12 protein-coding genes are annotated in these 14,203 nt (G+C 66.1%); 8 read left to right on the forward strand and 4 right to left on the reverse strand.

From position 1 onward, the window contains the following. Nucleotides 1–73: 73 nt before the first annotated feature. The 3 genes from QQA13_RS07240 to QQA13_RS07250 all read left to right on the forward strand — a co-directional run bounded on the left by QQA13_RS07240 (nucleotide 74) and on the right by QQA13_RS07250 (nucleotide 3,021). Complete coding sequence (locus QQA13_RS07240) at nucleotides 74–1,822, forward strand: D-(-)-3-hydroxybutyrate oligomer hydrolase (protein WP_234411366.1); 1,749 nt, start codon at nucleotides 74–76, stop codon at nucleotides 1,820–1,822. A 118-nt stretch (nucleotides 1,823–1,940) separates the two neighbouring features. Continuing rightward, a complete protein-coding gene (locus tag QQA13_RS07245) occupies nucleotides 1,941–2,450 on the forward strand; it encodes a peptidylprolyl isomerase (protein ID WP_108472350.1) in 510 nt (169 codons plus the stop codon). Nucleotides 2,451–2,589: 139 nt separating this feature from the next. Next, nucleotides 2,590–3,021, forward strand: coding sequence for a YidB family protein (locus QQA13_RS07250; protein WP_108472349.1), 432 nt, complete (start codon nucleotides 2,590–2,592; stop codon nucleotides 3,019–3,021). A 120-nt stretch (nucleotides 3,022–3,141) separates the two neighbouring features. Here the strand turns inward: QQA13_RS07250 and QQA13_RS07255 are convergent, their stop codons facing one another. Further along, nucleotides 3,142–3,408 (reverse strand): GlsB/YeaQ/YmgE family stress response membrane protein, encoded by a 267-nt coding sequence (locus QQA13_RS07255; RefSeq protein ID WP_108472360.1) that lies wholly within the window; start codon nucleotides 3,406–3,408, stop codon nucleotides 3,142–3,144. A 212-nt stretch (nucleotides 3,409–3,620) separates the two neighbouring features. On the opposite strand from QQA13_RS07255, the gene QQA13_RS07260 reads away from it, so the two are divergent. The 3 genes from QQA13_RS07260 to prpE all read left to right on the forward strand — a co-directional run bounded on the left by QQA13_RS07260 (nucleotide 3,621) and on the right by prpE (nucleotide 7,950). Beyond that, nucleotides 3,621–4,820, forward strand: coding sequence for a pyridoxal phosphate-dependent aminotransferase (locus QQA13_RS07260; protein ID WP_108472348.1), 1,200 nt, complete (start codon nucleotides 3,621–3,623; stop codon nucleotides 4,818–4,820). A gap of 91 nt (nucleotides 4,821–4,911) precedes the next feature. Next, on the forward strand, nucleotides 4,912–5,895 hold the full coding sequence (locus QQA13_RS07265) for a malate dehydrogenase (RefSeq protein ID WP_108472359.1): 984 nt from the start codon (nucleotides 4,912–4,914) through the stop codon (nucleotides 5,893–5,895). A 162-nt stretch (nucleotides 5,896–6,057) separates the two neighbouring features. Beyond that, nucleotides 6,058–7,950: a propionate--CoA ligase gene (gene prpE / locus QQA13_RS07270; protein ID WP_108472347.1), complete on the forward strand. Its 1,893-nt coding sequence runs from the start codon at nucleotides 6,058–6,060 to the stop codon at nucleotides 7,948–7,950. Between the two features lie 92 nt (nucleotides 7,951–8,042). Here prpE and ahpF read toward each other — a convergent pair whose 3' ends face one another. The 3 genes from ahpF to QQA13_RS07285 form a co-directional block, all read right to left on the reverse strand. After that, nucleotides 8,043–9,632, reverse strand: a complete 1,590-nt coding sequence (ahpF, locus tag QQA13_RS07275; protein WP_108472346.1) for an alkyl hydroperoxide reductase subunit F — start codon at nucleotides 9,630–9,632, stop codon at nucleotides 8,043–8,045. A gap of 158 nt (nucleotides 9,633–9,790) precedes the next feature. Beyond that, nucleotides 9,791–10,354: an alkyl hydroperoxide reductase subunit C gene (ahpC, locus tag QQA13_RS07280; protein ID WP_108472345.1), complete on the reverse strand. Its 564-nt coding sequence runs from the start codon at nucleotides 10,352–10,354 to the stop codon at nucleotides 9,791–9,793. Between the two features lie 180 nt (nucleotides 10,355–10,534). Then, the gene (locus QQA13_RS07285; protein ID WP_108472344.1) at nucleotides 10,535–11,851 is read right to left on the reverse strand and encodes a dicarboxylate/amino acid:cation symporter; all 1,317 of its coding nucleotides are present in this window, start codon (nucleotides 11,849–11,851) and stop codon (nucleotides 10,535–10,537) included. A 161-nt stretch (nucleotides 11,852–12,012) separates the two neighbouring features. Between QQA13_RS07285 and prpB the strand changes: the two genes are divergently transcribed. Both prpB and prpC read left to right on the forward strand, forming a co-directional pair. Then, entirely contained in the window at nucleotides 12,013–12,897 is an 885-nt protein-coding gene (prpB, locus tag QQA13_RS07290; RefSeq protein ID WP_108472343.1) for a methylisocitrate lyase, read from the forward strand. A gap of 69 nt (nucleotides 12,898–12,966) precedes the next feature. Then, the gene (prpC, locus tag QQA13_RS07295) at nucleotides 12,967–14,112 is read left to right on the forward strand and encodes a bifunctional 2-methylcitrate synthase/citrate synthase (protein WP_108472342.1); all 1,146 of its coding nucleotides are present in this window, start codon (nucleotides 12,967–12,969) and stop codon (nucleotides 14,110–14,112) included. Nucleotides 14,113–14,203 lie beyond the last annotated feature (91 nt).

Raw genomic sequence — 14,203 nt, forward strand, 5'->3', positions numbered from 1 at the left:
GCTGTTCTTGTCTGCGCTGGCATCCGTCATGCTGTCGGCTTGCGCCAGCCACGGAACGAGGAAGGAATCCGCCATGCGTGAAGTCGATGACAGCCAGGTGCGGGTGACCGAACATCGCAGCCACGACGATCTGTTGAGCGCGGGCCTGGGCCTGGCCGGGCTGGCCGGGTTGCCCACGGCATTCATCGATCCATTGCAGCCAACGGCGGAAGAATTGCGTCGCCGGGCGATCCAGACCAGTTGGAAAGGCATCGCCGATCTCGGCCCGTTGGGCGGTTACGGCAGTGTCTACGGCGGCGTGCCCGACGTGCCGGGGCGCGAATACCAGGCGTTCGCGCGGATTCCCGGCGCCCGTTCGCCGCATCGCGTGCTGCTGCAGCTGCCGGACAATTTCGACCGGCACAAACGCTGCCTGGTGGTCACTGCTTCATCCGGTTCGCGCGGCATCTACGGTGCGATTGCGCTGGCCGGCGCCTGGGGCCTGCCGCATGGTTGCGCGGTGGCGTACACCGACAAGGGCACCGGCGCGGGCTACTTCGATTACGCCGACGACAGCGGCGTGGCGCTGGACGGCCGTCGCGCGAAACGCGGCGAGGCCGAACTGGAGTTCCAGCCGCCGCCGGCCGCACGCACTGCCGGCATCGCGATCAAGCACGTGCATTCGGGCGACAACCCGGAAGGCGACTGGGGCCGCCACGTGATCCAGGCGGCGCAGTTCGGCCTGGCCATGCTCGATCGCGCGTTCCCCGCCGAGGCGCCGTTCACGCCGCAGAACACGAAGATCATCGCCACCGGCATCTCCAACGGCGGTGGCGCCGTGCTGCAGGCGGCGGGACTGGACCAGGAACATTTTTTCGCCGGCGTGGTGGCGCTGGAACCGAACGTGCACGTGCAGGACCGCGGCCGCGCGCTGTACGACTACGCCACCGAGGCGGCGATCTGGCTGCCGTGCGCACTGAGCGCGGAGGATTTTGCCGCGGTGCCGCTGGCGCGCGGGCCGCGCGGCGTGACGTTGCCGGCATGGCCGATCCGCTGCGCCAGCCTGCGCGCGCAGGGCAAGCTCGGCGGCAACACCGTGATGGCGCAGGCGGAACAGGCGCGACAGTACCTGCGTGCACGCGGCTGGACCGACGAGGCGATGCAGACGGCGGCCAGCACGACCGCCTTCGACCTGTGGCGGGTGATTGCCGCGGGCTACGCCTCGGCCTACCTGCGCCGCGGTGCCACGGATATGCCGTGTGGCTTTCATTACGCAGCGATCGGGGCAGGCGGGCTGCCGGGCGTGGCCGATCCGGTGGCGCGGGCCAGCTGGTGGGCGGACGGCGCGGGCATCCCGCCGGGCAACGGCATCGGCCTGTTTGGTGGGGTGAGTGTCTCGGCCGATCCCACCCTGATCGGCAGCGAATGCCTGCGCGCACTGTGGACCGGCGACGGCCATGAGGCGCAGGCGTTGCATGCCTCGGTCGCGGCTACCGCAGCGAAGTTGCCGCGCAGCGATCTTCCGCTGTGGGTACTGCACGGCGCCAGCGACGGCCTGCTGCCCACCGCGTTCACTTCCGAGCCGTACGTGGCATGGCTGCGCGACGAAGGACGCCGCCCGATCTACTGGAAGGTGCCGCACGCGCAGCACTTCGACGCGTTCCTGGCCTTGCCCGGCTTCGGCGAGCAGCACGTGCCGCTGCTGCCTTACGGCTACGCGGCGCTGGACCGATTGTGGGCGCATCTGTACGAGGGGGCGGCGTGGCCGGACGACTTGCCGACGCCGGCAGCGAGACCGCGTGGCAACGGTGCTCTGACACGCAGCACGCTGGGTCTGCCGTAGCCGGATGTGGTGGCCCGGGTCGACGGTTTTGCCAGCGCCAGCGGCAGCGCTGGGTTATTCTTGGCAACCTCGTGCCCGTGCCGTCGCGCGGTGCAGCTTTCGAACCCAAGGATTTGCGATGACCATCAACGTCACCTTCACCACCAACCGCGGCCCGATCCACCTGCGCCTGCATGAAGACAAGGCGCCGGTCACGGTCGCCAGCTTCGTCAACCTGGCCCGCCGCGGCTATTACGACGGCTTGTCGTTCCATCGCGTGATCGCCGACTTCATGGTCCAGGGCGGTTGCCCCGAGGGCAGCGGTCGCGGCGGTCCCGGCTACAAGTTCGAGGACGAGTTCAATGCCTCGCTGCGCCACGACAAGCCGGGCGTGCTGTCGATGGCGAACGCCGGTCCGCGCACCAACGGCAGCCAGTTCTTCATCACCCACGGTCCGACGCCGTGGCTGGACGGCAAGCACAGCGTGTTCGGCGAGGTGGTCGACGCGGCCGACATGGACGTGGTCAACACGATCCGGCAGGGCGACACGATCGAGAAGGTCACCGTCGAGGGCGACGTCGACGCGTTGCTGGCGGCGCAGGCCGAGCGCGTGGCGGAGTGGAATGCGGTGCTCGACCGGCGCGGCTGAGTTTTTGTCACGGATGTGCAGGAAGCCGCCGGTTCCAGCCGGCGGTTTCTTTTTGTGCGCAAACGTCATGACAAATACGGTTTCGCGTGCCTATGATCGGCTGGCTATGCATCCATTCACTTGAAGAGGGAGAACGACCATGTCATTTCTCGACAGTTTGCTCGGAGGACAGGGGCAACAGGCCGGCGGTACGGCTTCACTGGTCGGCGTGGCCGGCCAGTTGCTGCAGCAGGCCGGCGGGGTGCAGGGCCTGGCCAGCATGTTGCAGCAGCATGGGCTGGGCGATGCCGTGCAGTCGTGGATCGGCACCGGCGCCAACCAGCCGGTGTCCGGCGAGCAGCTTGGCCAGGCGCTGCAGAGCGGTGGCATGAGCTCGGTGGTGCAGGAAGCTGCCGGCAAACTCGGCGTTGATCCCAGTGTGGTGCTCAATGGTTTGTCGCAGTTGCTGCCGCATGCGGTCGATCACCTGACGCCGGACGGCCAGGCTCCGGCTGCCGGCCAGCAGGGCGGTGGTTTTGACCTCGGCATGCTTGAAGGCCTCGCCGGCAAGCTGCTCGGCAGCAAGGCCTGAAGCGGCTGGCCTGAAACCGGAGTGGTTCGCCAAAGAAAAAAACGGCGGGATGACTCCCGCCGTTTTTCTTTTTGCGCAGCCAACCGGGGCGGACGCTTGCGCCCCGTTCGCCGATGAAGCTCAGTGCATCACGAAGTGCACGACCAGCAGCAGGATGACGGCGCCCACGATCGACATCAGGAAGCCGGCGGTATGGAACTTGGAGTCGGGCGGCGGCGCGCTGATCATCCTGCCGATCAGGCCACCGATGACCGAACCCACGATGCCGACGATGGCCGTCAGCCAGAAGCCGAGGTGGATGTCGGCATGGAAGATGTGAACGAGGAGAAACTTGCCGATCAGACCGACGAAGAAGCCGACGATGATGGACCATATAAGGTGGAGCATGGACATCTACCTCCCGGGTTGTTGTTGATTCGACCAATTCCACCAGCGACCGTGTGCACGATGGTGCGGCGGCGTCCGCATCATGCATGGAGTTGCCCGAATTGCACCATAGGCGCCTGATCCCGCACGATTTTGCGGATCGCTGGATGGCGCAGTGCCGCATGCTAAAATTCCCCGGTTTGCAGACCTCATCCACTGACGTCGAGGAACCCATGCCCCAGCTCGCCCAGCGCGTCGGTCGCGCCAAACCCAGCGCGATCATGGTGATTGCCGAGAAGGCGAAGCAGCTCAAGGCTGCCGGCCGCGACATCATCAGCTTCTCCATCGGCGTACCGAATTTCCTGCCGGGCGAGCACGTGTACGCCGCCGCGCGCGAGTCGCTGTCGCACGATTCCGGCCAGTACGGCAGCAACCGCGGCGCCGACGCATTGCTGGATGCGTTCCTGAAGCACATCGAGGCGCTGGGTTTCACTGGCTATACGCGGATGAACCTGTCGATCGGCATCGGTGCCAAGCAGGTGCTGTACAACCTGGCCGAGGCGCTGTTGAACGAAGGCGACGAGATCTGCTTCGCCGCACCCTACTGGACCAGTTACCGCGACATCGCCGATATCGTGGGCGCGAAGATCAACGTGATGCATTGCGGGCCGGAGCAGAACTACAAGCTCACCCCGGCACAGCTCGACGCCGCCCTGGCGCGCAAGCCGAAGGTCTTCCTGTTCAACAACCCGTCAAACCCCACCGGCATGGTCTACACCGACACGGAAATCGCCGCGCTGGCCGAGGTGCTGGTGAAGCACCCGGACACCTGGGTGATCACCGACGACATCTACAACGCGATGGTGTTCGACGGCATCGGCTACCACAACTTCGTGTTCGCCAGGCCCGAATTGCGCGAGCGAGTGGTCTTCGTCGACTCGGTCTCCAAGACCTACGGCATGCCGGGTTGGCGCGTGGGCCTGCTGGCCGGGCCGGAGTCGGTGGCCAAGGCGATCACCACGCTCAACTCCAACCACATCACCAGCCTGCCGGAAGTGATCACTGCGGCAGCCGTGGCGGCACTGAGCGGCCCGCAGGACGTTCCGCAAGCCAAGTGCAAGGAGTTCGCCGGCCGGCGCGACACAGTGTTCGCCGCACTCGGCGCCATTCCCGGCGTGGTCTGCCCGCAGCCGCAGGGTGCGTTCTATGCGTTCCCGGATATTTCGGTGGCGTTCGGCAAGCGCCACAACGGCGTCGCGATCAGCAACGATGTGGAGTTCTGCGCCGCACTGCTGGAAGCCAAGGGCGTGGCCTGCGTGCCCGGTTCCGCCTTTGGTGAACCGCGCGCGATGCGCATTTCGTACACCTGCCCGATCGCACAGTTGCAGTCGGGCTTGCAACGCATCCAGCAGTTCTTCGCCGAACTGACCTGAAAAACATGGATCGGGAGTCGGGCATGGGAAATCACCCCATGCGGCTCTTCCGATTCCACCTTCCCGATTCGCCCTTCACGGAGATCAGATGATGAAAGCCCCCGTTCGAGTTGCCGTCACCGGCGCCGCTGGCCAGATCGGCTATGCCTTGCTGTTCCGCATCGCTGCCGGCGACATGCTTGGCCCCGACCAGCCGGTGATCCTGCACCTGCTGGAAATCACCCCCGCGCTGCCGTCGCTGCAGGGTGTGGTGATGGAATTGAACGATTGCGCGTTCCCGACCCTGGCCGGCGTGGTCGCCACCGATGACGCGAACGTGGCGTTCAAGGATGTCGACTACGCGCTGCTGGTCGGTGCCCGCCCGCGCGGCCCTGGCATGGAGCGCAAGGACCTGCTGGAGGCGAACGGCGCGATCTTCGGTCCGCAGGGCAAGGCGCTGAACGCGCATGCCAAGCGCGACGTGCGGGTGCTGGTAGTGGGTAACCCGGCCAACACCAATGCGCTGATCGCCCAGCAGAACGCCCCGGACCTGGACCCGAAGTGCTTCACCGCGATGGTCCGCCTGGACCACAACCGTGCCAAGGCGCAGCTGGCCGAGAAGACCGGCAAGCACAACACCGACGTGAAGAAGATGACGATCTGGGGCAACCACAGCTCCACCCAGTATCCGGACCTGTCGCAGACCACCGTCGACGGCAAGCCGGCGCTAAGCCTGGTCGACCAGGCCTGGTACGAGAGCGACTTCATCCCCACCGTGCAGCAGCGCGGCGCGGCGATCATCAAGGCGCGCGGTGCCTCGTCCGCGGCCTCCGCCGCTTCGGCCGCGATCGACCACATGCGCAGCTGGGCACTGGGCACGGCCGAGGGTGACTGGGTTTCGATGGGCATCCCGTCCGACGGCTCGTATGGCATCAAGCCGGGCGTGATCTACGGCTACCCGGTCACTGTGAAGAACGGCAAGTATGAAATCGTGCAGGGCTTGGCAGTCAGCGATTTCTCGCGTACCCGCATGGACGCCACCGACAAGGAACTGCGCGAGGAGCGCGCCGGCGTCGAGCACCTGTTCGCGAAATAAGCGAGCTTGCAGGTTCATCGCAGACGAAGGAGGGCGGCCATGGGCCGCCCTCCTGGTTTCTGCCTGGGTTGCTCCTGGTCGCCGGCGACTACGACCATCGTCGCGATGATGCAGCCGCCGGGCTGGTCTAGGCTTGCGGCAACCAAGCTCCGGAGGCCGCCCATGCGTTACGAGGATTTCTACCGGCAGTCGATCGACCAGCCGGAGCAGTTCTGGGCCGAGCAGGCGCGGCTGATCCACTGGGATACGCCGCCGCGACAGATCCTTGACCAGTCGAATCCGCCGTTCCGGCGCTGGTTCGTCGGCGGCACCACCAACCTCTGCTACAACGCGATCGACCGGCACCTGGCCGAGCGGCCGGAACAGCTGGCGCTGGTGGCGGTCTCCAGCGAAACCGGGATCACCCGCGAGTTCACCTACCGTCAGCTGTATCGCGAGGTGAACACGTTTGCCGCGGTGCTGCAGTCGCTGGGCGTGGGCAAGGGCGACCGCGTGGTGATCTACCTGCCGAACATCGCCGAGGCGGTGTTCGCGATGCTGGCCTGCGCGCGCATCGGCGCGATCCATTCGGTGGTGTTCGGTGGTTTTGCCGCACACAACCTGGCGCTGCGCATCGACGACGCGCAGCCGAAGCTGCTGGTCTGCGCCGACGCCGGCATGCGCGCGGGCAAGGTGATTCCGTACAAGCCGCTGGTCGACGCGGCGCTCGACGAGGCCTCGGCGCCGCCGCCGCACGTGCTGATCGTCGATCGCAAGCTGGACCCGCAGATGACCCGGGTGGCCGGGCGCGACCTCGACTACGCCGAGCTGCACGCGCACTACGAGGATGCCGAGGTGCCGGTGGTGTGGCTGGAATCGAACGAGCCGAGCTACCTGCTGTACACCTCCGGCACCACCGGCAAGCCGAAGGGCGTGCAGCGCGACGTGGGCGGCTACGCGGTGGCGATGGCGCTGTCGATCCGCACCGTGTTCGACATCGCGCCGGGGCAGGTGATGTTCGCCACCTCGGACGTGGGCTGGGCGGTGGGGCATTCCTACAACGTCTACGGTCCGCTGATCGGCGGCGCCACCTCGCTGCTGTACGAGGGCCTTCCGACGAGACCGGATGCCGGCATCTGGTGGCAGCTGTGCGAGCGCTACAACGTGCGCACCATGTTCTCCTCGCCGACCGCAATCCGCGTGCTGAAGAAGCAGGACGAGAGCTGGCTGAAGAAGTACGACCTGTCGAAGCTGAAGTGGCTGTTCCTCGCCGGCGAGCCGCTGGACGAGCCGACCGCGCAGTGGATCACCGACGCGCTCGGCGTGCCGGTGATCGACAACTACTGGCAGACCGAGACCGGCTGGCCGGCGATCACCCTGATGCCGGGGCTGGAGCTGAAGACGGTGAAATTCGGCTCGCCCGGCCTGCCGGCGCCGGGCTACCGGATGAAGGTGATCGACGAGAATACCGGCAAGGAAGTGCCGGCCGGCAGCAAGGGTGTGCTGGTGTTCCAGCTGCCGTTGCCGCCGGGCTGCCTGACCACCGTGTGGCGCGACGACGACCGCTACGTGCACAGTTACTTCAGCCACTTCAAGGAGCTGTTGTACAGCTCGCTGGACTGGGCGGTTCGCGACGAGGACGGCTACACCTTCGTGCTCGGCCGCACCGACGACGTGATCAACGTGGCCGGGCACCGCCTGGGCACGCGCGAGATCGAGGAGTCGGTGGCCAGCCATCCGGCGGTGGCCGAGGCGGCGGTGATCGGCGTGAAGGACGAATTGAAAGGGCAGGTGCCGATCGTGTTCGCCACGCTGAAGCAGGATGCCGGCGACGGCGCCCATGCAGTGGCGCAGGCGATGCAGCAGCGCGTGGTCGACCAGCTCGGCGGCGTGGCGAAACCGTCACGCGTGTATGTGGTGAATGCCTTGCCGAAAACGCGATCCGGCAAGCTGCTGCGCCGCTCGCTGCAGGCGCTGGCGGAGCAGCGCGACCCGGGGGATTTGTCCACGCTGGACGACCCGGGCGCGCTCGACGATATCCGTCGTGCGCTGGAACGTGGACCCGACCAGGGTTGATGACGCAGGCGGGCACTGCCCGCCGGTTTGCTTTGTGCCGTGATTGGCAGTGGATCAAGAGCGGTGGGTAGTGCCCTCGTATAAAGCGGCGCTCACGCCGCTACCGCTTTCTTTTCCACTGCCGCCACCGGGCTGCGGATCAGGTGGTCGAACGCGCTCAGCGCGGCGGTGGAACCGGCGCCCATCGCGATCACGATCTGCTTGTACGGCACGGTGGTGGCGTCGCCGGCGGCGAACACGCCGGGCAGCGAGGTCTGGCCGCGTGCGTCGATCACGATCTCGCCGCGCGGGCTGAGTTCCAGCGTGCCCTTCAGCCATTCGGTGTTCGGCAGCAGGCCGATCTGCACGAAGATGCCTTCCAGTGCAAGGCTGTGCATCACGCCGTCGGTGCGGTCCTTGTAGACCAGACCGGTGACCCTCTGCCCGTCGCCCAGCACTTCGGTGCTCTGCGCGCTGACGACGACGTCGACATTGGGCAGGCTGCGCAGCTTGCGCTGCAGCACTTCGTCCGCACGCAGCTTGCCGTCGAACTCGATCAGGGTGACGTGGCTGACGATGCCGGCCAGGTCGATTGCCGCCTCCACGCCGGAGTTGCCGCCGCCGATCACTGCCACACGCTTGCCCTTGAACAGCGGGCCGTCGCAGTGCGGGCAATAGGCCACGCCCTTGTTGCGGTACTCGTCTTCGCCGGGCACGCCCATCTGCCGCCAGCGCGCGCCGGTGGACAGGATCACGGTTTTCGACTTCAGCGTGGCGCCATTGGCCAATCCGATCTCGATCAACCCGCCCGGTTCGCTGGCCGGCAGCAGTTTCTCGGCGCGCTGCAGGTTCATGATGTCGACGTCGTATTCCCTGACGTGCTGTTCCAGCGCCGCGCCCATCTTCGGTCCGTCGGTGGCGGAGACCGAGACGAAGTTCTCGATCGCCATGGTGTCCAGCACCTGGCCGCCGAAACGCTCGGCCGCCACGCCGGTGCGGATGCCCTTGCGTGCGGCGTAGATGGCTGCGGCTGCGCCGGCCGGGCCGCCGCCGACCACGAGCACGTCGAACGCGTCCTTGGCCTTGATCTTCTCGGCCTCGCGCTGCGCGGCACCGGTGTCGAGCTTGGCCAGGATCTGCTCCAGGCTCATGCGGCCCTGGTCGAACACTTCGCCGTTGAGGTAGACGGTGGGCACCGACATCACCTGGCGCGCCTCGACCTCATCCTGGTACAGCGCGCCGTCGATGGCCACGTGCTGGATCTTCGGGTTGAGCACGCTCATCAGGTTCAGCGCCTGCACCACGTCGGGGCAGTTCTGGCAGGACAGCGAGAAATAGGTCTCGAACTTGTAATCGCCGTCGAGATTGCGTACCTGCTCGATGACGTCCGCAGCGGTCCTGGACGGATGTCCGCCGACCTGCAGCAGGGCGAGCACGAGCGAGGTGAATTCATGGCCCAGCGGAATGCCGGCGAAACGCACGCCGATGTCGCTGCCGACGCGGTTGATCGCAAACGAGGGCTTGCGCGCATCGTCGTCGCGACGCACCAGACTGATCCGGTCGGACAGCGAGGCGATCTGCTCGAGCAGCTCGTTCAGTTCGGTGGACTTGGCGCTGTCGTCAAGGGACGCGACGATCTCGATCGGCTGCGTGACCTTTTCCAGATAGGCCTTCAACTGGGTAGAGAGATTGGCATCCAACATGGCAACTCCGTGGGTTTCTTCAGGGTGAGTGCGGCGAGCACCCGGGCGGACCCGGGCGTCGCTTCAAGCCTGTTTCGGAAATCCGGACCCGGAAGAACTCCGGGTCCGTGGCGCTTTCGCGCAGGGTGGATCGGATCGGGATGATCCGATCGGGATGATCAGATCTTGCCGACCAGGTCCAGCGACGGCGCCAGGGTCTTCTCGCCTTCCTTCCACTTGGCCGGGCAGACTTCGCCCGGGTGGCTGGCGACGTACTGCGCGGCCTTGACCTTGCGCAGCAGTTCCTTGGCGTCACGGCCGATGCCGCCGGCAGTGATCTCGACGATCTGGATCTTGCCCGCCGGATCGATCACGAAGGTGCCGCGATCGGCGATGCCGGCATCTTCGATCAGCACTTCGAAATTCTTCGAGATCTGATGGGTCGGATCGCCGACCATGGTGTACTGGATCTTCTTCACCGCGTCGGAGGTGTCGTGCCAGGCCTTGTGGGCGAAGTGGGTGTCGGTGGACACCGAGTAGATCTCCACGCCCAGCTTCTGGAACTCGGCATAGTTGTCGGCCAGGTCCTCGAGTTCGGTCGGGCAGACGAAGGTGAAGTCGGCCGGGTAGAAGAATACCACCGACCATTTGCCCTTCAGGTTGGCGTCGGTGACTTCGATGAAGTTGCCGGCCTTGAGGGCCTGGGCCTTGAACGGTTTCACTTCGGTATTGATCAGGGACATCGTTGCTTGCTTCCCGTGGTGGTTGAAGAATGAAGAGATGTTACGGCCTGCAATTCAATAAATCTAATTGATTGTTGACATGGGTTCGATTGCTTCTGACTATCGCATGGTGATCCAGAGGTGAGGCCGGATGGGACGGCTTCAAGCTCCGGCTCAGCCAATCACCTCACTCGCGGAAGCTTACGGCGCTGCGATCAGGCGGTCGCGCAACTGGTGGTCGACCACCGTGGCGGTGACGATGTCGCTGCCCACGTTTACCGTGGTGCGCATCATGTCGAGGATGCGATCGACGCCGATGACGATGCCGATGCCCTCGGGCGGGATGCCGAACGTGGCCAGCAGGCCGGCGATCATCGGCAGCGAGCCGCCCGGAATGCCGGCCACGGCCACCGCGCTGAGCACCGACAGCAGCATCAGGATGGCCTGGTGGCTCAGGGTGAGCTCGACGCCGAACGCCTGCGCCACGAACAGCACCACGCAGCCCTCGAACAGGGCGGTGCCGCTCATGTTCATGGTGGCGCCCAGCGGTAGCACAAAGCCGGCCGTGCTGGGCGCGAGCTTCAACTCGTCGTGCGCCACCGCCAGCGAGGCGGGCAGGCAGGCGTTGCTGGAGCTGGTCGAGAATGCGGTGATCAGCAGCGGCCGGATCTGTCGGAAATAGGCCAGCGGCGAGCGTCCGGCCAGGAAGCGCAACCACAACGACATGGTGCCGAACAGGTGCAGCGCCAGTGCCACGCTGCAGCCGACCACGAACACCGACAGCGCCAGCAACACGTCCACGCCGACCTTGACGATCACGCTGTAGATCATCGCCGGCACCGCATAGGGGGCCAGTTCCAGCGCGAAGCCGACGATCTTCGTCATCAGGTCGGTGATCGTGTCCAGCGCCATCTGCACCCGCTTGCGCTCCTTCTCGCGCAGCTGGGTGGCCGCCGCGCCGACCAGGATCGCGAACAGGATCAGCGGCAGCACGTCGCCCAGCGCATCGCGGCTGGGGCCGGCCACGGCGCCGAGCAGGTTGCGCGGCATGAACATCTCCACCAGCGTGCCGAAACTCATGCCGGGCTGGGCTGCTTTCCGCTCGATCGACTGCTGCGCGCTGCTGCCGTATTCCTGCATCAGCTGGCTGCGCGCCTGTTCGTCCAGGTGGTGGCCCGGCTGCACCGTGTTCATCATCACCAGGCCGATCGCCACGGCGATGCCCATGTTGAGGAAGAACAACAGGAAGGTACGGCCGGCCAGCGGGCCGAGCCGGTCGAGCCGGCCGAGCTGGGCCACGCCGGAGGCCAGCGAGGTGAATACCAGCGGGATCACCACGAAGAACAACATGCGCAGGAAGATCTGTCCGAACGGGTCGAACACCGCGGCGGAGATCTTCTGCATCAGCGCCAGCGTGGGCGGATGCCACTGGCCGATGCCCAGCGTGGCCACGGCGGCGACCACGCCGATCACGAGGCCCCAGAGGATGCGTTTTGCGAGAGGAGTCGATGTGCTCATCCGGTTGAATGTACGGGGCCATGGCGGATTCGTCACGCAGGAATTTTCGCTGCCCGCGGCCCCGGCCACGCCGACGCCCTGGCGGCACGCAGGTGTGGCGGAAAGTCCAATCCCGGTTGCGGACGGGCATGGGCTAAAATGGCCGCTTTGACGGAGGCCACATGACGCAGCCAGCATCCCCGGGCGCACGTTTTCGCGCCGCACTCGCCGCCGAGCAGCCCCTGCAGGTCATGGGCGCGATCACTGCCTACGCCGGCCTGATGGCCAAACGCGTCGGCTACAAGGCGCTGTACCTGTCCGGCGGCGGCGTGGCTGCCAATTCGCTGGGCATGCCGGACCTGGGCATCAGCACGATGGAAGATGTGCTCACCGACGCGCGCCGCATCGTCGACGCCACCGGTCTGCCGCTGCTGGTGGACATCGACACCGGCTGGGGCGGGGCCTTCAACATCGCGCGCACGATCCGCTCGTTCGAGCGCATCGGCGTGGCGGCGGTGCACATGGAAGACCAGGTGGGGCAGAAGCGTTGCGGCCACCGCCCCGGCAAGGAAGTGGTGTCGAAGGACGAGATGGTCGACCGGGTGAAGGCGGCGGTCGACGCGCGCACTGACCCCGGCTTCGTGCTCATGGCGCGCACCGATGCGGCGGCCGTCGAAGGCATCGATGCGGCGATCGAGCGCGCCTGCGCCTATGTCGAAGCCGGCGCCGACATGATCTTCCCCGAGGCGATGAAGACGCTGGACGACTACCGCAAGTTCAAGGCCGCGGTGAAAGTACCGATCCTGGCCAACCTCACCGAGTTCGGTTCCACCCCGTTCTTCACCACCGACGAATTGCGCGACGCCGGCGTGGACATCGCGCTGTACTGCTGCGGCGCCTACCGCGCGATGAACAAGGCGGCGCTGAATTTCTACGAGACCGTGCGCCGCGAAGGCACGCAGAAGAACATCATCGACACTTTGCAGACGCGCGAGGAGCTGTACGACTTCCTCGGCTACCACGCCTACGAGGACAAGCTCGACACGCTGTTCTCGAAGCAAAGCTGACCCTTGCCGTAGGGAGGCCCGTGGCGGGCCTCCGCCGAAAAGCACCAACCTGCACCCTGGAGATTTCCGATGAGCGAGCAAGTCCTTCCCAAGGCCAAGAAATCCGTCGCCTTGTCCGGCGTGGCCGCGGGCAACACCGCGCTGTGCACGGTCGGCCGCAGCGGCAACGACCTGCATTACCGCGGTTACGACATCCACGATCTGGCCGCCAAGGGCTGCTTCGAGGAAGTGGCCTACCTGCTGGTGCATGGCGTGCTGCCGAACTGGACCGAACTGAACAACTACCGTGCGCGGCTGAAGCGTCTGCGCGGCCTGCCGGCGCCGGTCAAGGCGGCGATGGAACTGCTGCCGGCCGCCACTCATCCGATGGACGTGCTGCGTACCGGCTGCTCGGTGCTGGGCACCGTCTTGCCGGAGAAGGACGACCACAACGTCACCGGTGCGCGCGACATCGCCGACCGCCTGATGGCGAGCTTCGGCTCCATGCTGCTGTACTGGTACCACTTCAGCCACAACGGCAAGCGCATCGAAACCGAGACCGACGACGACTCGATCGCCGCCCACTTCCTGCACCTGCTGCATGGCAGGAAGCCCAGCGACCTGCACGCGCAGGCGCTGGACAAGTCGCTGGTGCTGTACGCCGAGCACGAGTTCAACGCCTCGACCTTCGCTGCCCGCGTCATCGCCGGCACCGGTTCGGACCTGTACTCGGCGATCACCGGCGCGATCGGCGCGCTGCGCGGCCCGAAGCACGGCGGCGCGAACGAGGTGGCGATGGAGATCATCGCGCGCTACCGCAGCGCGAACGATGCGGAAGCCGACATCCGTGCCCGCGTCGAGCGCAAGGAGATCATCATCGGCTTCGGCCACCCGGTCTACACGGTGTCCGATCCGCGCAACGAGATCATCAAGGAAGTCTCGCGCAAGCTGTGCACCGACGGCGGCAACCCGACCCTGTTCGACGTTTCCGAGCGGATCGAGAAGGTGATGGGCGAGGTCAAGAAGATGTTCCCGAACCTCGACTGGTTCTCGGCCAGCGCGTACCACATGATGGGCGTGCCCACCGCGATGTTCACGCCGCTGTTCGTGATCGCGCGCACCTCCGGCTGGAGCGCCCACGTGATCGAACAGCGCCAGGACGGCAAGATCATCCGCCCCAGCGCGAACTACACCGGCCCGGAAGACCAGGCCTACGTGCCGATCGACAAGCGCTGAGCGTATGTTCCAGGCCGAACGAAAGGAGCCGAAAGGCTCCTTTCTTTTGTTGCACCGGCGTCGAGCCGGTTGCCTGTGTGCCCGCCGTGCA

It is taken from the genome of Rhodanobacter thiooxydans, assembly GCF_030291135.1.
GTDB classification, from domain to species: Bacteria; Pseudomonadota; Gammaproteobacteria; order Xanthomonadales; family Rhodanobacteraceae; genus Rhodanobacter; species Rhodanobacter thiooxydans_A.

Bases quoted from the DNA above. Each gene is read 5' to 3' on its own strand.
- QQA13_RS07240 (WP_234411366.1), top strand. From the start codon at position 74: ATGCGTGAAGTCGATGACAGCCAGGTGCGGGTGACCGAACATCGCAGC.
- QQA13_RS07245 (WP_108472350.1), top strand. From the start codon at position 1,941: ATGACCATCAACGTCACCTTCACCACCAACCGCGGCCCGATCCACCTG.
- QQA13_RS07250 (WP_108472349.1), top strand. From the start codon at position 2,590: ATGTCATTTCTCGACAGTTTGCTCGGAGGACAGGGGCAACAGGCCGGC.
- QQA13_RS07255 (WP_108472360.1), bottom strand. From the start codon at position 3,408: ATGCTCCACCTTATATGGTCCATCATCGTCGGCTTCTTCGTCGGTCTG.
- QQA13_RS07260 (WP_108472348.1), top strand. From the start codon at position 3,621: ATGCCCCAGCTCGCCCAGCGCGTCGGTCGCGCCAAACCCAGCGCGATC.
- QQA13_RS07265 (WP_108472359.1), top strand. From the start codon at position 4,912: ATGAAAGCCCCCGTTCGAGTTGCCGTCACCGGCGCCGCTGGCCAGATC.
- prpE (WP_108472347.1), top strand. From the start codon at position 6,058: ATGCGTTACGAGGATTTCTACCGGCAGTCGATCGACCAGCCGGAGCAG.
- ahpF (WP_108472346.1), bottom strand. From the start codon at position 9,632: ATGTTGGATGCCAATCTCTCTACCCAGTTGAAGGCCTATCTGGAAAAG.
- ahpC (WP_108472345.1), bottom strand. From the start codon at position 10,354: ATGTCCCTGATCAATACCGAAGTGAAACCGTTCAAGGCCCAGGCCCTC.
- QQA13_RS07285 (WP_108472344.1), bottom strand. From the start codon at position 11,851: ATGAGCACATCGACTCCTCTCGCAAAACGCATCCTCTGGGGCCTCGTG.
- prpB (WP_108472343.1), top strand. From the start codon at position 12,013: ATGACGCAGCCAGCATCCCCGGGCGCACGTTTTCGCGCCGCACTCGCC.
- prpC (WP_108472342.1), top strand. From the start codon at position 12,967: ATGAGCGAGCAAGTCCTTCCCAAGGCCAAGAAATCCGTCGCCTTGTCC.